Origin of the sequence: Acinetobacter sp. SAAs474 (genome assembly GCF_032823475.1) — a bacterium.
Classification (GTDB): domain Bacteria; phylum Pseudomonadota; class Gammaproteobacteria; order Pseudomonadales; family Moraxellaceae; genus Acinetobacter.
Genome location: NZ_CP127915.1, coordinates 3,261,157 through 3,283,262 on the forward strand (window position 1 = coordinate 3,261,157; position 22,106 = coordinate 3,283,262).

The 22,106-nt window shown below is 40.6% G+C and carries 18 protein-coding genes and 2 pseudogenes; 10 read left to right on the forward strand and 10 right to left on the reverse strand.

The genetic code is table 11. The features are described 5' to 3' along the window. Positions 1–11 precede the first annotated feature (11 nt). The 7 genes and pseudogenes from QSG86_RS16265 to QSG86_RS16295 all read right to left on the reverse strand — a co-directional run bounded on the left by QSG86_RS16265 (position 12) and on the right by QSG86_RS16295 (position 8,818). The gene (locus tag QSG86_RS16265) at positions 12–1,331 is read right to left on the reverse strand and encodes a DcaP family trimeric outer membrane transporter (protein WP_410487488.1); all 1,320 of its coding nucleotides are present in this window, start codon (positions 1,329–1,331) and stop codon (positions 12–14) included. A gap of 142 nt (positions 1,332–1,473) precedes the next feature. Continuing rightward, entirely contained in the window at positions 1,474–3,120 is a 1,647-nt protein-coding gene (aliA, locus tag QSG86_RS16270) for a cyclohexanecarboxylate-CoA ligase (RefSeq protein WP_317032441.1), read from the reverse strand. A gap of 166 nt (positions 3,121–3,286) precedes the next feature. Beyond that, positions 3,287–4,444 (reverse strand): cyclohexanecarboxyl-CoA dehydrogenase, encoded by a 1,158-nt coding sequence (gene aliB / locus QSG86_RS16275; protein ID WP_317032442.1) that lies wholly within the window; start codon positions 4,442–4,444, stop codon positions 3,287–3,289. 11 nt (positions 4,445–4,455) lie between these two features. Continuing rightward, on the reverse strand, positions 4,456–5,238 hold the full coding sequence (badI, locus tag QSG86_RS16280) for a 2-ketocyclohexanecarboxyl-CoA hydrolase (protein WP_317032443.1): 783 nt from the start codon (positions 5,236–5,238) through the stop codon (positions 4,456–4,458). A 104-nt stretch (positions 5,239–5,342) separates the two neighbouring features. Next, on the reverse strand, positions 5,343–6,110 hold the full coding sequence (locus tag QSG86_RS16285; protein ID WP_317032444.1) for a glucose 1-dehydrogenase: 768 nt from the start codon (positions 6,108–6,110) through the stop codon (positions 5,343–5,345). Positions 6,111–6,637: 527 nt separating this feature from the next. Further along, positions 6,638–7,627: pseudogene (locus tag QSG86_RS16290) on the reverse strand (acyl-CoA dehydrogenase family protein); the annotation flags it as partial. 36 nt (positions 7,628–7,663) lie between these two features. Continuing rightward, a complete protein-coding gene (locus QSG86_RS16295; protein WP_317032445.1) occupies positions 7,664–8,818 on the reverse strand; it encodes an acyl-CoA dehydrogenase family protein in 1,155 nt (384 codons plus the stop codon). Between the two features lie 244 nt (positions 8,819–9,062). On the opposite strand from QSG86_RS16295, the gene QSG86_RS16300 reads away from it, so the two are divergent. From QSG86_RS16300 to QSG86_RS16315, 4 genes are all read left to right on the forward strand, one after another. Next, positions 9,063–9,842, forward strand: a complete 780-nt coding sequence (locus tag QSG86_RS16300; RefSeq protein ID WP_317032446.1) for an enoyl-CoA hydratase — start codon at positions 9,063–9,065, stop codon at positions 9,840–9,842. A 372-nt stretch (positions 9,843–10,214) separates the two neighbouring features. After that, positions 10,215–11,741, forward strand: coding sequence for a 3-hydroxyacyl-CoA dehydrogenase (locus tag QSG86_RS16305; RefSeq protein ID WP_317032447.1), 1,527 nt, complete (start codon positions 10,215–10,217; stop codon positions 11,739–11,741). 50 nt (positions 11,742–11,791) lie between these two features. Further along, complete coding sequence (locus QSG86_RS16310) at positions 11,792–12,997, forward strand: 3-oxoadipyl-CoA thiolase (RefSeq protein WP_317032448.1); 1,206 nt, start codon at positions 11,792–11,794, stop codon at positions 12,995–12,997. A 138-nt stretch (positions 12,998–13,135) separates the two neighbouring features. After that, positions 13,136–13,990: an IclR family transcriptional regulator gene (locus QSG86_RS16315; protein WP_317032627.1), complete on the forward strand. Its 855-nt coding sequence runs from the start codon at positions 13,136–13,138 to the stop codon at positions 13,988–13,990. A 374-nt stretch (positions 13,991–14,364) separates the two neighbouring features. Here QSG86_RS16315 and QSG86_RS16320 read toward each other — a convergent pair. Both QSG86_RS16320 and QSG86_RS16325 read right to left on the reverse strand, forming a co-directional pair. Beyond that, a pseudogene (locus QSG86_RS16320) lies at positions 14,365–14,592 on the reverse strand (electron transfer flavoprotein subunit beta/FixA family protein); the annotation flags it as partial. 2 nt (positions 14,593–14,594) lie between these two features. Next, the gene (locus tag QSG86_RS16325; RefSeq protein ID WP_317032449.1) at positions 14,595–15,950 is read right to left on the reverse strand and encodes an MFS transporter; all 1,356 of its coding nucleotides are present in this window, start codon (positions 15,948–15,950) and stop codon (positions 14,595–14,597) included. Positions 15,951–16,247: 297 nt separating this feature from the next. Here QSG86_RS16325 and QSG86_RS16330 point away from each other — a divergent pair, with 297 nt between their 5' ends. The 3 genes from QSG86_RS16330 (at position 16,248) to QSG86_RS16340 (ending at position 17,795) form a co-directional block, all read left to right on the forward strand. Continuing rightward, on the forward strand, positions 16,248–16,451 hold the full coding sequence (locus QSG86_RS16330) for an enoyl-CoA hydratase/isomerase family protein (RefSeq protein WP_317032450.1): 204 nt from the start codon (positions 16,248–16,250) through the stop codon (positions 16,449–16,451). Between the two features lie 94 nt (positions 16,452–16,545). Then, on the forward strand, positions 16,546–17,034 hold the full coding sequence (locus QSG86_RS16335) for a MarR family transcriptional regulator (RefSeq protein WP_317032451.1): 489 nt from the start codon (positions 16,546–16,548) through the stop codon (positions 17,032–17,034). A 65-nt stretch (positions 17,035–17,099) separates the two neighbouring features. Beyond that, entirely contained in the window at positions 17,100–17,795 is a 696-nt protein-coding gene (locus QSG86_RS16340; protein ID WP_317032452.1) for a nitroreductase, read from the forward strand. Between the two features lie 414 nt (positions 17,796–18,209). Here the strand turns inward: QSG86_RS16340 and QSG86_RS16345 are convergent, their stop codons facing one another. Then, positions 18,210–19,154, reverse strand: a complete 945-nt coding sequence (locus QSG86_RS16345; RefSeq protein WP_317032453.1) for a LysR family transcriptional regulator — start codon at positions 19,152–19,154, stop codon at positions 18,210–18,212. Positions 19,155–19,250: 96 nt separating this feature from the next. Between QSG86_RS16345 and QSG86_RS16350 the strand changes: the two genes are divergently transcribed. Genes QSG86_RS16350 through QSG86_RS16360 form a run of 3 tightly spaced genes read left to right on the forward strand, consistent with a single transcriptional unit; the run spans position 19,251 to position 22,103 of the window. Beyond that, positions 19,251–20,411, forward strand: coding sequence for an acyl-CoA dehydrogenase family protein (locus QSG86_RS16350; protein WP_317032454.1), 1,161 nt, complete (start codon positions 19,251–19,253; stop codon positions 20,409–20,411). Between the two features lie 13 nt (positions 20,412–20,424). Beyond that, on the forward strand, positions 20,425–21,246 hold the full coding sequence (locus tag QSG86_RS16355) for a CoA ester lyase (protein ID WP_317032455.1): 822 nt from the start codon (positions 20,425–20,427) through the stop codon (positions 21,244–21,246). Positions 21,247–21,263: 17 nt separating this feature from the next. Next, entirely contained in the window at positions 21,264–22,103 is an 840-nt protein-coding gene (locus tag QSG86_RS16360; protein WP_317032456.1) for a MaoC family dehydratase N-terminal domain-containing protein, read from the forward strand. Positions 22,104–22,106: the final 3 nt, after the last annotated feature.

The window sequence follows — 22,106 nt, forward strand, 5'->3', positions numbered from 1 at the left end:
GATACTATCTATCAAAAATCATAAATCGCTGTTAGATTAATACGATTGTCAATCCCTTTTAAATCCATAAATGTTTTCCGTTCACCATACATATACTCTATTCCAAAATTAATTGGTTTAACTGGATTATAAAATACATTAATCCAACCTTGTTTTAATTCTTTATTTTGGGTGGAATCATCATATACTAAATCTGCAAAAGCATTATTCGAATTTGCTCGCATATAACCAAATCCTAAAGTCGAGCGAATTTTAGAAGTAATTTTCTGAGTAAAACCGATGGTCACAGTATTAAATTCATTTGCATGAATTGTCCCAAAATCATCAAATACATATGCATAATTCGACCACAATACATTTTTTGAATCGCCTTTAATATGATTATAGTCAAACCGCAACAGTGAATTATCTGTCAATTGATATTTTCCACCGATAGCTGCTCCCCAAGCCAAGATATGTTCTTTATTTTCATGATTTGTAGCTTTTTGCGTTAAAAACAAACGGCCTGATAATGCCGAACCATTATCAAATTTATAATTTAAGCGCCCAACTGCAGATGGCAATTTAAGTTTTGCCTTGGTATCAGTAGTAAAATTTTGCGTACCTGATGCCGCTACTGTTTCAGCTTTAGGATCCTCTAAACTTAAAGAAAAATTAACATTTTTATCAATTATATAGCTATATTTAACCTGTGGTACACGAGTTAATGAACCACCTACAGATAACGATGCATCAACTGTTTCCGGATAATACTCAACTGCATTAAAATTTGACCATGTTTGACCAATCAACCAATCACCATAAGTTAAATAAGCATGACGGATACGAAAAGTATCACGGCCAGCTCCACCAAAGAAATCCATTTCAATTTTCCCGCCCACACTATGCTTACCAATATTAGGAGTTTTAAAATTAAAGCCCAAACGGGTGGCATTTAAAGTACTCTGGAGCTTATCCGAATTGTTGGCTTCGGCTGTACTACCCTTTAGAGGCACCGTACTAATATAATTATACATCGTAGCTGGTCCTTTAAATTGATAACTTGCATCTGCACGTACATTACCGTAAAACTCAAATTCTGCGCCACCTTTGGTCACGAGCGGTTTTATATCTATCTTGTCCGATATTTTTTTTAAAGCTGGTAATTCCGCTGAGATTTTTTCGCTCGCCTGTTTTTGCTGCTGCATTAAATTTTGTAGTTCTTGCACTTGCTGCTGCAAGTGTGCTACTTGCTGTTCTAATGTCATCTCTGCATAACTTGCAGTAACCCGCATTAAAATTGAAACACTCAGTACTATTTTTACACTTTTTTTTGCATTCTTATTCATCATTAAAAATCCTTTTAACGTTTTAGTTCATCCGTTAATTCGCTGTTATACAGTTTTGAAGAGATGAGTCCCCCCACGGCCAGACTTTTTCACAAATGACTGACCTATGCGCTAGATGTTTTTTTAAAGCAATTTTGCAACCTTACTACGAAGATATTTGTTGCAGCATTTCACGGAGTTTGAATTTTTGAATTTTTCCAGATGGCGTCATCGGAATTTCTTTCCAGACTTCTAGCCGTTCCGGTAAATACTGATTAGCCAAATTATGCGTTTTCAAAAAATCAGTTAATTGTTTTAATTCCAAATGTTCGGCATCGTCTTTTAATTTAACGATGGCACAGGCTTTTTCTCCCATGCGTTCATCCGGATAAGGAACCAAAGCGACGATCATAATATCTGGATGCAAATACATTAGCGATTCCACTTCGGCCACTGGTATATTTTCGCCGCCGCGGATAATCACATCTTTTTGACGGCCTGCAATGCGGATATAACCTTGCTCATCCAAATAGGCAATATCTCCAGTATCCAACCAGTCTTCACTATCTGTTTCATTTAAATGCGGACGCTTCAAATAACCGCCGAAATTTGAGCAACTACGGATTTTTAGCGTACCCGGCTGATGGAGAGGCAAAATTTGGTCATGTTCATCGACAATTTTAACCTCCACACCTGGGAGCGGCAGCCCGTCAGTATTAAATGAACGTTCATCATCATCTTCCGGACGTGTCATGGTGACTGCGCCACATTCGGTCATGCCCCATGCCGAAACTACTTTAACGCCCATATTTTGTCGTGCCTTTTGTACCAAAGTGCTTGGAATCGGCGCGCCCGCACATAGGAAGAGCTTCAAACTATCTAAAGTTTGATGGCTGTCCAACACCGCTTCGGACATGTCATTTAAAAATGGCGTCGATGCCATAGTAAAGCTGACTTGATGCTTATGGATTAAATCTATCGCCGTTTTCACATCCCATACATCCTGCAGTACTGCTTTGGCTTTAAGCAGTACTGGCATAATTAGGCCGTACATAAAACCGGTTTGATGTGCCATAGGTGAACCCATTAAAATCACATCTTCTTTGCTTAAATGTAAGCGTTTAGCATAAGGCACAATATTAGAAAATAAAGTATTGGCGGTATGCATCACGCCTTTTGGTTCGCCGGTTGTCCCAGAGGTAAAAATCAGCTGGGCAATATCATCCGCAGTGATGGTGACATCATTTAAGGTATTTAAAATTTGAGGATCTTTATCCAAACCATGATTTAACAATAGATGTTTAAAGCTGTTTTCACCCTCGCCACCAATCACGACAACGTGTTCAATGCTTTTAATATTGCTTTGCAGTTGATACGCTAATTTTTCATGATCAAATTTACGAAAAGTCTTAGGCACAACAAAAACTTTGCTTTCTGTATGTTTGAGCATAAAAGATAATTCACGCTCACGAAAAATCGGCATCAGCGGATTTAGTACCGCGCCAATACGGCGGCAGGCAATATACAATAAGGTAAATTCCCACCAATTCGGCAATTGGCAAGAAACGATATCAAGCTTTTGAACGCCAAGGCGTTTCAGACCCAAAGCAATTATATTTGAGGTATGCAGCATTTCTCGGTAAGTAAAGCTGGTTTCAGACTGATCTTCCGCTTTATAGCTTACCAATCCGACTTTATCTGGATATTGATGCACGGCTTCATTCAGTGACTGTAATATTGTTTTATTTAACCAATATCCATTTTGCAACATTTTTTCCCTGCGCGGGACCAACAGAACCGCATCGAAATCCATTCTATTTCTCCAATTTCTAATTATCGCATTGCTGTCACTCAAATCAGCAAACTATCTTTACCGCTATATGTATATGTAAAAGCTAAATTTAAATACAGCGGGGCTGTACCGCTCAAATTATTTGAGCGGTAAACAAAGCGAAATCAATATATTTAGCAGGTGACTATTAAGCTGGTACCGCTTTTCTGCCAGCTTTATGACGAGCAATAATAGTCTTCATAATTTGTGCTGTACCATCACCGATTTGGAAGCCTAAAACATCTCGCATACGCTGTTCCATTACGCCGCGGTCATATCCGGCGTGTCCAAAGGTCAGTAAACATTGATGTACCACGTCATAAGCCAGTTTTGGCCCCCACCATTTGCACATACCCGCTTCTGCAGTATGCGGCAAGTGATTATCTTTGAGCCATAAAGTTTGCAAGCACAGCAAGCGTGCTGCTTCGACTTGAGTTTCATAATCTGCCAAAGGATGCGATACCCCTTGGAAGGCAGTCAGCGGTTTACCGAAAGCTTCTCGCTGAGCAGCATAAGCCCACGCTTCATCTAAAGAGACACGCGCTACAGCTAAGACCTGTAAGCCGATCAATGCACGGGAAAAATCAAAACCTTGCATCACCTGAACAAAGCCTTTATTTTCTTCACCTAAACGGTGGCTGACTGGCACGCGTACATTGTCAAAAAAAATCGAGCCGCGTCCAATAGCGCGCTGTCCATGACAGTCAAAGCGCGTAGTGCTGATGCCTGGCAGATTCATTGGCACCAATACTGCAGTTACGCCATGTGCACCAGACTCCACAGTGCCTGTACGGCCAAAGATAACCGAAGCATCCGCCTGATCAGCAGCTGAAATCGAGGTTTTTTCACCATTTAAAATATACTCATCGCCATCGCGTTCAATTTTTAGACGCAGACTGCCTGCATCGGAACCACCGCGCGGTTCAGTTAAACCAATGGCAAAAATCGCTTCGCCTGCAGTCAATTTTTTTAGCCATGGCTCGACCACTTCTGGCGTACCATGCTCTGCCAAAATTTGCCCATTTAATGAAGCCAACAGGTTAATATAGGAAAAACTTAAATCAGCTTTCGCCACAGCTTCATGAATGACCCCAGCAGCCAAACGCCCCATACCCTGTCCACCGTATTGCTCCGGTAATTCTGGTGCAATAAAGCCCATCTCACCCATCTTTTTTACCAAATCGCGATCAAACACTCGGCTTTGATCGCGCTCTAGAAAACCTGGTGCAATATATTTTTGAGCAAATTTTTCAGCAGTTTCCGCCAACAACTCTAGGTCTTCAGTAATGTAAGGATTTTTAGACATAGCGTTACTCCTTACTTAAAGAACTTGCGGAATTCAGGTTTACGTTTTTCTTTCAGCGCATTGACACCTTCACGTGATTCTTCTGTATCGTAATACAGCTTCAAAGCATACATGCCCATGCCAGCAATACCCGCCTGATGTGCTGTGTCCATATTGAAACTGCGTTTGGCAATAGCCAAAGCTGTTGGACTGCGTTCACATAATTCTTCACCCCAAGCCTGTACTTCGGCATCTAACTGATCTGCAGGCACACATTTGTTAGCTAAACCAATATCAACAGCTTCCTGACCTGAATAGCGGCGGCACATATACCAAATTTCACGGGCTTTTTTCTCGCCGACCACTCGTGCAAGGAAAGCCGTGCCATAACCTGGATCGACTGATCCCATTTTCGGGCCAACCTGACCAAAAATAGCTTTGTCGGAACAGATAGTTAAATCGCAAATCGTTGCCAATACGTTACCTCCGCCAATTGCATAACCTTGCACACGTGCAATCACCGGTTTTGGCACATCACGAATTGCAGTATGCAGTTCTTCCATCGGCAGACCAATGGTACCGCGTCCGTCATAATTACCATCATGCGCGGACTGATCTCCACCAGTACAAAATGCTTTTTCACCTGCACCAGTCAGTACAATTGCACCTACTTGACGATCATAGCCCGCTTTATTTAATGCTTTAATAATTTCATCACAAGTTTGACCGCGGAATGCATTCATTTTTTCTGGACGGTTAATCGTGATCCACGCCACACCGTTTTTTACGTCGTATAAAATATCTTCAAAATTCATGTTCAGTTCCTTTCCTTGAAAACTACAATTTTTTATTTACTGCAGATATTGGTTTGATCAGTTTTAGATCTCATTTTCAGATCATCGCAAAACATTGATACTGCTTAACCGCTCATGGTTAAGCCACCAGATACACTAAGTACCTGTCCTGTCACAAAACTGGCATCATCACTCAAGAAAAAGCTGATGGCAGATGCCAAATCATCGGGTTGTCCCAAGCGGCCTAATGGAATGGCACGCGTAAATGCTTCACGTAATTTTTCAGGGTTAGATGCACCTTCAGTAACACCCGCCAAAAGCGCAGTGTCTGTTGGGCCTGGGCAAACCACATTAATAGTGATGTTGTTGCGTGAATGTTCGCGTGCTAAAGTTTTTGAAAAAGATAGCAAACCGCCTTTACATGCGGCATAAACTGCTTCACCAGAAGAACCAACACGGGCAGCGTCGGATGCAATATTGACAATGCGTCCTTTATTACGCGCAATCATGCCTTTCAATACCGCGTGGTGCATATTTAGCATACCGACCAAATTAATTTGAATCAGCTTTTCCCATTCGTCAGGAGTGGATTGAATAAAAGGCTTGAAAATATCCCAGCCGGCGTTATTTACCAAACCATCAATTTCACCCAGCGCTGCTATAGTTTCTGCAACGGCTTGATCAACGCGTTGTTTTTGTGTGATGTCACATTGCATAGCCAGCGCTACACCACCAGTATTTTCAATCTCTGTGACCAAACGCTGTGCCGCGTCTAAATTCATATCAAATATTGCTACTTTTGCACCTTCTTGCGCTAAACGTTTTGATGTTGCTCCACCGATGCCGCCTGCTCCGCCAGTCACAATAATGACTTGATCCTTTAAGCCTTTCATACTGCCTATCTTCCTGTAGTGTTATTCAAATAATCATTCTTAAGTTATGAATCAAACATAGCTAAATAGAAAACAAATTTCAATTATCCAAACCATAATTCCGCAATACGAAATAATATTAAAAATAGCAAAAACAATATAAAATATTGTATTTAATAGATTTAGTCTAATATTTAACACGAATTTAGAAACAATATGTTACATATTTAAAATAATTTTAATTTATTTAGAAAACTCTCATCCTACCTTAATATTGCATCAGCCTATATTTTGTTAAAAATTTCCAAAAAATGTCTACAACTAAAGTATATTTTGCTTTATGAAATATTTTTTCAATTGAGCTAAAAAATATAATAACAATATAAAGTCTATTGAAAATTGAAGCTGTACTGACAATAAAAAAGGCATTACAGTTCAGCTGCAATGCATTAAAACAGTTTAAAAATATCATGGCTAAAAATATGCTTAGCCCATCTTTAGACCTCAAACCTTATAAAAATAATACCAATGCAGGATTAATTGCAAAAGGCCGCAATCCCAGTCTGCACACGACCAAAGCGCAGTGCTACTTGCAGGCCAAGCGCAATTTCGGTTTGCATATCTGCCAATTTTTTTTGAATCAGCTGATTGGCTGCCAATGGACGGCCAAACTGTTTTCGATCCATAGTGTACTGATGTGCCGTGTGCCAGCAAAATTCAGCTGCTCCCATTGCACCCCAAGCAATACCATAGCGTGCGCTGTTCAAACAGGTAAACGGCCCACGCAGACCACGGATTTCAGGAAAGGCATTTTCCTCTGGCACGAATACATTATCCATGACAATTTCACCTGTAATTGAAGCACGCAAGCCCACTTTGCCGTGAATTGCTGGCGCAGATAGCCCTTCCCAATTTTTTTCCAAGATAAAGCCGCGAATATCGCCAACATTACCTTCTGCTGAAACTTCTTTCGCCCACACCACAAATACATCGGCAATCGGACTGTTAGTAATCCACATTTTTGCGCCGGTTAAGCAATAACCACCATCGACTTTTTTGGCACGGCTGATCATGCTGCCCGGATCTGAGCCATGATCTGGTTCGGTGAGGCCAAAACAGCCAATAAATTCGCCTGTCGCCAATTTTGGCAAATATTTCTGCTTTTGTTCTTCTGAACCAAATTCGTTAATCGGCACCATCACCAAAGAGCTTTGTACACTCGCCATAGAACGGTAACCAGAGTCAATACGCTCTACTTCGCGCGCGATTAGTCCATAGCTGACATAGTTTAATCCAGCGCCGCCGTATTGTTCTGGAATGGTGGGGCCAAGCAAGCCCAGCTCACCCATCTCACGGAAAATTAAAGCATCCGTTTGTTCATATCGAAACTGTTCCAGCACACGCGGCATAAGTTTATCTTGCGAATAAGCATACGCTGTGTCGCGGATCATACGTTCTTCAGATGTGAGCTGTTGTTCCAGCAGAAATGGATCTTGCCAGTTAAATTTACTTGCTTTCATGTCTTTATCCTTATTCATTTTTGCAACTTAACGCAATATTTTAATCCTTGATTGTTAGGCTGTAGCAGCTTTGATCATGTCACGCGCAATAATAATTTGCTGGATTTGTGTTGTACCTTCATACAGACGGAACAAACGCACATCACGGTAAAAACGCTCGATAGAATATTCACTGATATAACCGGCACCGCCATGAATCTGCAGGCAACGGTCTGCAACACGTCCACACATTTCAGTAGCAAACATTTTGGCGCAAGAAGCCTCTGTACTGATATTTTCACCTAAATCACGGCGTCGCGCTGCGTCTAGTACCATGCATTTGGCTGCATAAATTTCTGTTTTTGAGTCCGCCAACATGCCTTGAATCAATTGAAAATTCGCAATCGGCTGACCAAACTGTTTACGCTCTACAGCATAATTCAAGGCATCGTCCAGCATACGCTCTGCCATGCCCGTGCTGTAAGCGGCAATATGCAAGCGCCCTTTATCCAGTACTTTCATAGCGGTTTTGAAACCAACACCTTCAAGCCCGCCAATGAGTTGATCTTTATGCACACGGCAGTTATCAAATATCACATCACAGGTATACGAGCCTTTTTGACCCATTTTTTTATCAATTTTACCCAACGACAACCCTGGTGTTCCCGCTTCAACCAAGAATGCAGAAATACCACCTGCACCCTTAATCTCAGAATTAGTGCGCGCCATAACTGTAAAAGTCTGCGCGCGCGGCGCATTGGTAATAAAACGTTTCGTGCCGTTTAAAACATAATAATCGCCATCTTTGACTGCCGAAGTTTTTAGCGAAGCTGCGTCAGAACCAGAATCTGGTTCTGTCAAACAGAATGAGCCAATGATTTCACCACTGGCATAGCGCGGCAAATACTGTTGCTTTTGTACCTCAGTACCGTCAATTAAGATGCCGCTGGAACCAATGCCATTATTGGTACCAATCAAGGAACGGAACGCCGCAGAAGTATGCCCCAGCTCAAATGCAACTAGAACTTCCTCCTCCATGGTAATGCCCAAACCGCCGTATTCTTCGGGAATGGTCAAGCCAAACAACCCCATATCACGCATCTGCTGCACAATATGATCGGGAATTACATCAGTTTCATCTACTTCATGTTCTAAAGGCTTTAACTCATTTTGCACAAAATCACGTATGGTCGATAACAACTGTTCCATCACTTGCTGGTCACGAATCATTTTTCTCTCCTACTCCATGTAAGCATTTAAGCGTTTAAATATGTTATTTATTTCGTTATACGAAATACATTATCAATATAATGGTTTTATGACAATAAAATTATGCAAATTTTATTTTTAAATTGTCATTAAAAGCAAAATAGCCTATTTTTTGATTTTAAAAGTCGAATACTGATTGAATATTCCACAAAACTGCACTAAATTAAGCATAGAAATATATTTTGCTATGCGGAATTTTATAAATATGAGATCATTACAGACTGTTACTATTGATTACTACACAGATGCAGTCGCCATCATTCAAATTAACCGTCCTGAAGCCAAAAATGCACTGAACACCGAAGTCAGACAACAATTGGCTGCTGCTGTGCAGGCAGAGTCAGAGAATGATGCTGTTCGGGTAATTATCATTACTGGTGGTGAAGAAGTGTTTGCTGCTGGTGCTGATTTAAAAGAGCTGGCAGAAGCATCTTCTATGGAAGTGTATTTACGTCGTGCAGAGCGTTATTGGCACAGTATTGCACAGTGTCCCAAACCAATTATTGCAGCAGTCAACGGTTTTGCATTAGGTGGCGGCTGTGAACTAGCCATGCATGCGGACATCATTATTGCCGGTAAAAGTGCGCAATTTGGTCAGCCGGAAGTCAAAGTCGGTATTATGCCGGGTGCTGGTGGTACGCAGCGTCTGCTTCGAGCAGTTGGAAAATTTCACGCCATGCGCATGTTAATGACCGGCTGTCTCATTTCGGCAGAAGAAGCTTTTCAGATGGGCTTAGTATCACAAATTACCGAAGATACCAACACGCTGCCTGTCGCAATAAAAATGGCGCAGCAGATTGCAAAACTGCCACCACTGGCACTGGAACAAATTAAGGAGTCTGTATTGCTTGGAGCAGATGCACCGCTCAACACTGGACTGGCTTTAGAGCGAAAAGCATTCCAACTACTGTTTGACACACAGGATCAAAAAGAAGGCATGAACGCCTTTTTGGAAAAAAGAAAGCCAAATTTCCAAGGTAAATAATCACGAGGCAACTCAGCCGAACTGGAAATATTACAGCAGCTTCTTAACACGTATGTTTTAGACGATAGCTCACTCTCTTAAGCCATTTATGGCTGAAGGATAAGAAGTAAAAATCCGCAAGAGAATGAAGATAATGTCTGCTATATATCCTCTGCTTCTTGCGCTGAGCAAAGTGTTAATTTTTTAGCTGTAAGGGAGACTTTTCTACACAGTGTAAAGAGAACGTATATATAAAATTGCATCACTTGGTTGAAAATAAACTGGCTGAAGATTTATTGGTAGAAAATCTAAAGGTACAAATAACCCCGAAAAAAATGATGCAAAAAGACGGAAAGACTAAGTAAAAAATTAAACAAAATGCAGGACCACATTATGCATACGGATATACAAAACATCGGCATTATTGGCGCAGGAATTATGGGAACAGGTATTGCACAAATTGCCATTCAGTCCAAACATCATGTTTATTTATATGACACACAGCCCGGTGCCGCCCAAAAAGCGCAGGCGCAGTTGGAAATCACCCTCAGCAAATTGCGCGACAAGCAGAAAATCAGCGCTGTACAATATGACGATGCACTGACGCATTTACATATTGCTGAACAGATAGAAGCGCTGCGGGATTGCCAGCTTGTAATTGAAGCGATTGTTGAAAAATTAGAGGTTAAACAAAAGCTGATGCAGCAACTTGAAGCAGTTGTCAGTCTAGATACAATTTTAGCTTCAAATACCTCATCACTATCAATTACCGCAATCGCGTCCCAATGCAAACATCCTGAACGTGTAGCCGGTTACCATTTTTTTAATCCCGTACCGCTGATGAAAGTTGTTGAAGTAATTCAAGGCTTACGTACTAAGCCAGAAATTTCTGTACAGCTCACTGCGTTGGCACAAAAAATGGGGCACCGTCCAGTACGTACTCAAGATACCCCTGGCTTTATTATCAACCATGCTGGACGTGCCTATGGAACAGAAGCGTTAAAAATATTAAGTGAAAATGTCGCTTCAATTGCAAAGATTGATCAGATTTTAAAAGCATCACTGGGCTTTAAGATGGGGCCATTTGAACTGATGGATTTGACCGGTTTAGATGTATCGCATCCGGTTATGGAATCAATATATCAACAGTATTACCAAGAACCGCGTTATCGCCCCAATGTGTTAACACAGCAAATGCTGATTGGAAAAAAATTAGGCCGTAAAACCTGTGCTGGCTTTTACCTTTATATCGAACAGAAAAAACAAGAAATTAGCGAGGAAACTCATTTCTATCCTCAATCAAATGCAATTAATCACGTCTGGCTGCATACCGAATTTGAAGCAGATCTACAGTGCTTAAGCCACTATTTTCATAGCAAAGGCATTCATATCAACAACGCGAAACAGCCCAAACAAAATGATCTGATTGTACTTGCAACTTATGGTGAAGATGCCACGCATTCAGCGCTTCGTGTAGGTGTAGATCCTAGGCGCACCGTATGTATTGACATGCTGGGTGATTTTCAACATTGCCGCACACTAATGCCTAATCTACGAACCGAACAATCCTATATTGAAGCCGCGATACATCTCTTTAGTAGTCCAGACTGCTCGGTTAATGTCATTGAGGAAAGTTTAGGTTTTATCAGCCAGCGTGTACTGGCCATGATTATCAATCTGGCTTGCGACATGGCACAGCAGCAAATTGCCACTGCACAAGATATTAATGATGCGGTGCGCTTGGGTTTAGCTTATCCGCACGGTCCAATTGAATGGGGTGATCTTGTAGGTGCAGATAAAATTTTGCTGATTTTGGAACGTATGTCACAGATTAGCCATGATCCACGTTACCGCCCTAGCCCCTGGTTGCAGCGCCGCTGCAAACTTCAGCTTTCGCTCACCTATACACCTGACACCTGAATCTTCATTTTAAAAATAAATTCAACGCCCACTCTGCAAGGAATAAACTTATGAATGCCTACATTTATGCAGGATTACGAACCCCTATCGGTCGCCATGCGGGCAGCCTTGCCAGCATCCGACCCGATAATTTGGTAGCGCAGGTCATTCAGGCTCTTGTCGAAAAAACTGGTATTGAACCAGTAGAAATTGAAGAAGTGATTTTAGGTAATACCAATCAAGCTGGTGAAGACTGCCGCAATGTCGCACGCAATGCATTGTTAATTGCAGGCTTACCAGTAACTGTCGCCGGACAGACCGTGAACCGCCTCTGCGCCAGTGGTCTAGCTGCGGTGATTGATGCAGCCCGTGCCATTCAATGCCAAGAAGGCGATGTTTATATTGCCGGCGGTGTAGAAAGCATGTCGCGTGCACCTTTTGTGATGGGCAAAGCGGAAAGTGCATATAGTCGCGAAGCCAAAATTTTTGATACTACTATTGGTGCACGCTTTCCCAATCCTAAACTGACCCAACTGTATGGCAATGAGTCCATGCCGGAAACCGGTGACAATGTCGCAGAAGCCTTTGGCATTAGCCGTGAAGCATCCGACCAATTTGCAGCAGCGTCACAAGCCAAATATGAGCAAGCCAAACAGGATGGCTTTTATCAAGATGAAATTTTAGCCATTGCAGTGCCGCAAGGCCGTAAAGCCCCGCCTAAAATTATTAATGAGGATGAACACCCACGCCCTACATCCAATTTTGAAGCTCTGCAAAAGTTAAAACCGCTATTTACAGACGGTGTGGTGACAGCAGGCAATGCTTCTGGCGTCAATGATGGCGCTGCAGCTTTGTTGATTGGCAGCAGTGTATTGCAAGAAAAATACGGTATGCGTCCATTGGTAAAAATTCTAGCATCTGCATCGTCTGGTATTGAACCGCGCATTATGGGTGCAGGTCCAATTGAAGCCATCCGCAAAGCGCTTAAACGCGCAAATCTGACTTTGAATGATATGGATGTAATTGAAATCAATGAAGCCTTTGCACCGCAGGTTTTATCTTGTTTGAAAGGACTGGATATTGCATTTGACGATCCGCGGGTTAATCCAAATGGCGGTGCAATTGCAATCGGACATCCACTGGGCTGTTCCGGCGCACGCTTGGCACTGACTGCTGCACGCCAGCTGCAGCGTAAAAAGCAAAAATATGCTGTTATCAGTTTATGTATTGGCGTCGGTCAAGGCTTGGCAATGGTGATTGAAAACAGCCAACTCTAATGCCCGCAGTCCATCTGCCCGCTTTGGGTAGTCGCTTTTCGCTATACAACACTGGATGAAAACTATCTCAAAAAGTTTTGTATAGCGAAATTTATTGCTATGATAATTGCACAGTGATTTATGACCTTTTCAAATATTATGCACCCGCAAGATGAAACTGCTCCTGAGCAGATCGGAAAAAAAATAAACTTGGATGAGATCCGCTTGGATCCCATCTCACATATTCATCGTGAAAATAATCCGCAATTTATTGCATCTTTAGCGCGTGGTTTAGAGATTCTGCGCTGCTTTACCCCATCTGCACAGATTTTAGGTAATCAAGAACTGTCGCAATTAACCGGCTTGCCGAAACCGACTATTGCTCGTATTACCAGCACATTGGTGTCTTTGGGTTATTTAAAGCAAATACCTAATTCCACCAAGTACACCTTAGACACAGGTGTGTTGGCATTGGGCTACGCCTCACTTTCCAATATTTCCGCACGTATTCATGCACGGCCTTATATGGAAGAAATGGCGAAATATGCCCAAGCACCGGTGGCGATGGCGACCCGCGACCGGTTGACTATGCTGTATTTAGATGTGGTTCAGGCTGAATCTAACCTGACCATGCGCCGCCCAATTGGCTCGACCATTCCGCTACACAATACCGCGATGGGCCGTGCCTGTTTAGCGGCATTACCGGAAAATGAACGCAATTTTATTATGGAAGCATTGGCAAAACGTCATAAAGAGGATTGGCCGAAAGTGAAACGCGGTTTAGAACGTTCTTTTCATGACTATCAAAACTATGGCTATTGCCTATCACTGAGTGAATGGCACAAAGAAGTCAACTCAGTTGCGGTACCAATGGTGCACCCAATGCATGGGCTGCTGGTTTTTAACTGCGGTGCGCCAAGTTATTTGGTCGATCAAGAAAAGCTTGAAAATGAAATTGGCCCACGTTTAATTTACATGGTACAGAATATTCAAGAAGCCTTAAACGCCTTATAAAGGCTAAAGTAAAATTAAGCCGATACTAGCAAGCCCACCAATATCGGCTTTTTTAATTCTATATATTTTACTCGCGCTAATCCTTCTAAACACATCTGTGCTGACTAGATAAAATCTATGCTTTGCGCCAATGCCTAGCCTTAACGGCCGTTGATATCTAAAGATCAAGCCCATAATAATGAAAAGTTCAAATAGAATAAATTCCACAAAAGGCAAAAAATTTAAAATAAAAGTCTTGAAATTAAGATTTGGTTAAACTTTAAAATCTACGTGACTGATTTTTTAAATGAGCTGCATAAAAACAGCCTGTAAAATACCGGCTGTTTAAGAAAATAAAATATTGCGCTGGCTTACAGGTTTCGCGCCAGCTCTGGCACTGAAGAACGGATTTGTTCTTGAGCTTCTTTAGGACTAATAGAAACAATAACGATTTCAGAAATAGCTCCTTTCTCTTTTAAGCGGACCGCTTCTTCCACTGCTATTTCACAAAATGGGTTAATTGACATTTTAACCTTAGTAAAGTCAACCCCACTATTGTCTGGCTTAACGCGAACTTTAACGTTGGCATCAACCACACGTTTTACAGCAACCACTGCTTTCATTTTTATATTTCCTCTACTTTCATATTAAAATCAGATTCATTCTGAATTTGTGCCATATCTGCACGTCGATGATTAATCAAAGATAGAGCCACCGCACCAATTAAGCCTGCAAGTGCAATGACAAAGAAATTTTGCTGAATCGGTAAGTTCAAAGCCACAATAAAACCAATTAACAGTGGTGCGCCAATTGCGCCTAGACGTCCAACGCCCGATGCCATACCAATCCCTGTCGAACGGATCACGCTTGGATAGAATTGACCGCAATAAGAATAAGCCACAATTTGCGCGCCAGTAGAGCAAGCACCAACAACTGCAATAATAAAATAAAGCATCGTGACTGGCATCGGCAAAGTCATTAAATATAAGAAAATACTGCCTAAAATGTACATAATGACTAGTACCCATTTAATATGGAATCGGTCTGCCAGCCAGCCGCCGCCGACAGCGCCAACAATTGCACCAACATTCAATGCAATTACAAAAGTTAAGGCCGAACCTAGCGAATAACCTGACATCGCCATTAATTTTGTCAACCAAGTACTGAGTGCATAAACCATAAATAAACAAGTGAAAAACGCAACCCAAAACATTAAGGTACTAAAAGCACGTCCGTTACTAAATAAAAGTTTCGCTGTGGGTTTTAATGTCGCGTTGGATGAACCATTAACAAAAACAGCATCCACTGCAAAATTCACATCTGGTGCAATTTGCTCTGCAATTTTACGCAGTTCGGCCTGCTTATTCTTTTTTACCAAATATACGACTGATTCCGGCATCGATTTTAAAATAAACGGTAGCAACACAACTGGCAAACCTGCAGCATAGAACACCACTTGCCAGCCATATTGTGCAATAAATTGTTTTCCTAAAACTGCCGCCAAAACCCCTCCTACGGCATAACCGGAAAACATTAATGAGGTCATCACATTACGCACTTTTTTAGGCGAATATTCTGTCATTTGTGCCACGACATTCGGCATCACACCGCCAATCCCAAGTCCTGCAATGAAACGGACTATACTAAATGTCACAGGATCATCAGTTAAACCAGCAATTGCCGTAAATGCACTAAATAAGAAAACACAGATGGCAATCGTTAAACGCCGACCAATTTTATCAGCCAAGCCGCCAAAAAAAATCGCCCCTACCATCATGCCAAACAAAGCTGAACTTGCCATAAATCCAGCTGTAGATGCGCTGACATTCATTTGTTCCATAATCGACGGCAAGGCAGCTCCAGCTACAGAAATATCATAGCCATCAAGAATAATAATCAACATACACCAAATCAGTACTTTAGTATGAAATCCATTAAATTTAGCCTCGCTGGCCAAACTTTGCATATCTACTTTTGTCATCAATCAACTCCTTGATTGTTCTATTTTTTGATTTTTTACTTGTAAAAATTTTTTCATCTTCGTGGTATTAGCTAGCCCGCTTATAATCCCATTTCAACTACAGATAGAATTTAAGCCTGCATATTCCAAATCACGATTCAAATTGAATGAGATAAATATTTATATCAATACCATTACTTATTTTTACACAATAATACCTGTAAATAATAGTTTATTATTTAATTTATGTATATATGTTGACATAAATAACAAAAAACTTATGCTCTATATGGTTATAAATAAATAAGCATATCTACCATGTACACAGCACTAAAGTACCAAAACAATCTCGCCATCATTACTCTCAAACGTCCTGAAGCTAGAAATGCGCTGAATACTCAAATGATTGAGCAATTGCAAGAAATCATTAGTGAGATTGCCTTAAAGAATTTACGTGCTGCCATTTTTACCGGCGACAATAAAGCGTTTTGTGCAGGTGCGGATATCACGGGTAACAAATAAAATAGCGATGAGAAATACATATGTGGCCGTTCACTTTCCAGCTATAGCCGATATACTGTTGACAAAATAGCAGCCACAATAAGCACCTAAAAATATGCCGGACTTCAATTTAGAGAGCTACGATCAGTCTTTATACATGCTACATAATCGACTTTTTTTCCGATTATTTCAGGTAGGCAACAGCCTTGACCGGCAATGTCTAAACGAACTTGGTATATCTCCAGTGCATTGGGCAGTACTTGGTGCACTTTCACGGCCGCATGTAAATGAAGCGGGTATGTCATTTTCAGATTTGACTGAATATCTAGGTATTAGCAGGCAAAGCCTAGACAATATTTTGAAGCGCTTAGAACGTGAAGGTAGTGTTGAGCGCGTAACATCCCATGAAGATAAACGTGCCAAAAATGTAGCACTTACGCCTTTTGGACAGCAAAACTGGCAAGACTTGCAAGCGCGCTTTTTCCAGTTTTACCAACAGGCTATGGCCAGTTTTAGCCTTGATGATTTAGCGAGTATGATTCACTTGCTTAATAAAGTTAATCACGGCCTGAAACAGATTCAAATCGCAGTACCTGAAAAATAGACCTTAATCAGATCAACTGATCTGTATAAAGTCAATTTGGGCATCATATAAAAAAGGAATTTATCATGCAGCATATCTTGGTCGATCAAGCTATTCGTTCACGGCATTCAGTGCGGGCTTTTAAAAGTATCGCTATTGACCGCCAAACCATTATAGATATTTTGAATGTAGCCAGCCGAGCACCATCTGGCAATAATATTCAGCCATGGAAAGTCTATGTGGTTACTGGACAAAAACGTCAACAACTAATTGAGCAGGTGTGTACCGCACAGCGTGAGATTTTTGCGCAATCGGAAAAAGTACAACTGTATCAAGAAACTTTTCAGTATTATCCGAAAAAATGGACATCGCCATTTATCGAACGCCGTCGTGAAAATGGCTGGGAGCTGTATGGCTTACTAAATATTAAAAAAGGTGAAGTACAAAAAATGCAGCAACAGCATTTACGTAATTATGAATTATTTGATGCACCTGTAGGACTATTTTTTAGCTTAAGTAGGACATTAGAAACCGGATCAAAAATGGATATTGCCATGATGATCCAAAATGTCATGATTGCAGCAAAGGCTCGTGGAATTGACAGCTGTCCACAAGCGGCATGGAATCCCTTTCATCAAATTGTTGCAGATGTACTGGAGATACCAGAAGACGAAGAATTGGTTTGTGCTATTGCACTTGGTTATGCCGACCCAGACCAAATGGTCAATCAATTGCATACCCCACGCATAAGCGCTGAAGAATTTACAGTGTTCTGTGATTAAAGTCAATATAAAAAAGATACTGTATGTACCTCAGATTGCTGATAAAGGTCTCACATTTTTGTGAGATTTTTTTATCATAGTTTCATGCTGAAATCTTAATCTACTCAACAAAAAATCGAAATGGTCACACTAGATAATCTAGTGCCGAAAGCCCACTTTGTGCGTAAAATCGATCAAATCATTCGTTTGAACTTTATCCGAGAGCGTGAACCGTATCAGTTTCTTCGGAGACATTTTTATTTAAGTTAGGCCACCTAACCTAACGAGTTAATCTTATCATAGTACATTGCTTTAACCTTGCAAAATATCTTGTAGACTAGTCAACTGTATATTGGTATTTTGTGATGGCATTCTGGACAAGTTGCTATCCAGCCGTTCAAATAAATGTCGACAAAATAGGTGGCTATTCATTAATTAACTTTTATATATCCATTCAGCATTCGGCCATTTTTTCTGATTAATGGATTGTTCTACGCAAAACATAATTTCAGCCGAAATAATACGAACATGCTTGGGAATATTCCTTGTAGAATGCATCGCCATAGTAATAACGCGTATAAATTCATTGCCTGCAATTGGTGCGGCTTTCATTAAACCACTGTTAAATTCATTGATAACTGAAACTAAAGGTAAAACAGTATATCCAAAGCCTTGTATGACCAACTGCTTCTGTATGCTTAAATCATTTGTTTCGGCATAGATATTTAAATTTGACTTATTTTGTTTATAGGCCTGTTCTATAAGCGTACGCAAACGATGAGGATGACATGGCAAAATTAATGGGAAATTTTCAAGCTCTTTTAAATCCATAGGATGATTTAACTGCAACGTTGTATGGCCTGCGCCTATTAAAAATAAAGGCTCTCTCACTAAAGGCGTCAAATCAATTAATTTAGAAGGTGTAGAATCATACATTAGGGCTAAATCAATATCCCCTGCCTCCAGCCATTCTTTTAAATGCCCTGAATATCCAACAGAAATTTTCACTTGTACTTCAGGATATTTTTCTTTGATCACACTCATAATTAGAGTAGAAAGCAGCTCACTGATGCTCGATAACACTCCGATATGAACTTTTCCCCGAATAATGCCCTTATTCGCAGTCAATTCTAATTTAGCGCTTTCAAGGTCTTCCAGAATTCTTCTTGCATAAGGTTCAAGCAGTTTTCCATCATCTGTCAAAGCCATGCCATGACGTGACCGGTTGAACAATTTTACACCCAATTCTTCTTCAAGCATTTGAATTTGACGCGATACTGCTGGCTGCACAATATTCAGCATTGCGGCTGCCTTAGTGAGGTTCTCCACTTCTAAAATAGTAATAAAAGTACGTAATTGTTTGATGTCCATTTCAATCATTTTTCAGCATGCATTCCATCAAATTATACTATTTTAAATTGACTCACATAACAATATATGATCGAAATATACAAAGATTAAGATAAGAACATCCTAGTGAAAAGCACTTTTAATAATTATCCTGAAATCCGTGAAGCTGTTCGTGCGTTATGTGCGCAGTTTACAGATGAATATCATCGCAAAATTGATGAGGAAAAAACCTACCCTGAAGAATTCGTCAATGCTTTAACCAATGCAGGCTGGTTAGCGGCCATGATTCCAGAAGAATTCGGTGGTTCAGGATTGGGATTAGCAGAAGCCTCAGTGGTGATGGAGGAGATTAACCGTAGCGGTGGTAATTCCGGTGCATGTCACGGTCAAATGTATAACATGAGTACCCTGCTGCGTAACGGCTCTCAGGCACAAAAAGAGTTTTATTTGCCTAAAATTGCTTCTGGTGAATGGCGCCTGCAGTCCATGGCAGTTACTGAACCGACGACAGGGACGGATACCACCAAAATTCGGACCACTGCAGTTAAAAAAGGTGACCGCTATGTGATTAATGGCCAAAAGGTCTGGATTTCACGTGTTCAGCATAGTGATTGGATGATTCTTCTTGCACGAACAACACCTTTAGCTGAAGTGAAAAAAAAATCTGAAGGTATGTCCATTTTCATGGTTGATATTAAAGAAGCAACGAAATCAGGGATGGCAGTGCAACCAATTCCAAATATGGTAAATCATGAAACCAACGAACTTTTTTTTGAGAATTTGGAAATTCCTGAAGAAAACCTGATTGGTGAAGAAGGCAAAGGATTTAAATATATTCTGGATGGTTTAAATGCAGAGCGCACCCTAATTGCTGCGGAATGTATTGGTGACGGCTATTGGTTTATGGACCGTGCAACCAAATATGTCAAAGAGCGCGAAGTCTTTGGGCGTCCGATTGGCCAAAACCAGGGAGTACAATTTCCACTTGCAGAATCATTTATTGAAATTGAAGCTGCCAACTTAATGCGTTTCCGTGCTTGTGAACTTTTTGATCATGGTCAAGCTTGTGGTGCTGAAGCCAATATGGCGAAGTATCTAGCTGCTAAATCAAGCTGGGAGGCAGCGAATCACTGCTTACAATTTCATGGTGGTTTTGGCTTTGCCAATGAATATGACATTGAACGCAAATTCCGTGAAACTCGTTTATATCAAGTTGCGCCTATTTCAACCAATTTAATTCTCAGTTATGTCGCTGAGCATTTACTTGATTTACCACGTTCTTTCTAAGAGGGGCTGAATTATGGAAAAAGTACAGAAGTCTGCGCGTTCATATCTTTTTGTACCGGCCAATCGCATTGAACGTTTTGAAAAAGCGCTTAATACAAAAGCTGATGCCATCATTATTGATTTAGAAGATGCAGTTCCAGTTGATCTGAAAATTTCTGCACGTGATGAGCTTAAAACCTGGTTGACTGATCATCCACTAGAAAATGTAATGATCCGTATCAATTCAAAAAGCAGCGAATGGTTTGTAGATGATATTCAATTGACCAAATTTAGTAATATTCGAGCAATTATTTTACCAAAAACTGAATCAGTTGCTGACATTGATGCCGTTACAGCTCTTCGTGCAATTGATGTATTCGCATTGATTGAAACTCCGCTTGGATTTGCCAATATCCGTCAAATTGCTCAAGCAAAATCGGTTAAGGCACTAATGTTTGGTTCAATTGATTTTCAGTTAGAGATGAATATGCAAGGTGGCTATGAAGAGTTATTGTCATTTCGAAATGAATTCGTATTGGCATCCAAACTAGCAGGAATCGAATCGCCTGTAGATGGTGTTACGGTTGATTTTAAAAATAAAGCCTTAGTTGAGCGGGAAACACTACAAGCAAAACAACTAGGTTTTGCGGGGAAGCTTTGCATTCATCCTAACCAAGTCGATATTGTAAACACCGCGTTTACTCCAACTGATGCTGAACTCACATGGGCACAGCGGGTATTGAATGCGGTTAATCAAACACAGGGACAAGCCATTAGTTTGGATGGAAAAATGATTGATTTACCTGTCATTCTAAGAGCACAAAAAATTTTAAAACAGGCTAATTTAAACACATAAAGAATTGAGGAATTTCCATGGAAAACTACAGCAATTGGATTGGAAAGAAAGAAATACAGAATGATTATTCAGATTATCGCTCTGTCGCAATGATGCAGGCCTTACTAAGCGAAACAGATAAGTTGCCAGCGGATTTGCCACATCTATATCACTGGTTTTATTTTCTGCCATTAGTGAATGGACAAGACCTTGCTGTAGATGGCCATCCTAAAAAAGGTGGATTCTTGCCACCTATTCCCTTCCCTAAACGTATGTGGGCAGGTAGCCGATTAGAATTTATCAGACCTATTGTCGCCCATCAATCTTTGCGCCGAGAATCTGAAATTTTAAAGGTTGAACTCAAACATGGTAAAAGCGGTGATATGTATTTCGTGACCGTTCAGCATTCAATCTATGCAGAAAATGAACTGGCAATTATTGAAGAACAAGACATCGTTTATCGTGATATCAGCAATCAGGTACACAGTAGGGCTCAGAAGCAAACTGAACAGACAGAAACAAAAATATTTGATTATCAAAAAAAATTCCCTATTGATCCTGTAATGCTATTCAGGTATTCGGCTATTACATTTAATAGCCATCGGATTCATTATGATCGTCCTTATGCTACTCAAGAAGAAGGCTATTCCGGTCTTGTAGTTCATGGTCCACTTCTAGCGACACTTTTAATTCATCATTTTAAACAAGAACATCCAAATAAAAACATCAGCCATTTTGAATTCCGTGCCGTTAATCCAGTATTCGATTTTGATGATTTTAAAATTTATGGACACGTTGAGCATGAAAATGGTGAATTATGGATCGAAAAGAATAATGGTCAAATTTGCATGCAAGCAAAAATTTTTTTTAAGGAATAAAAC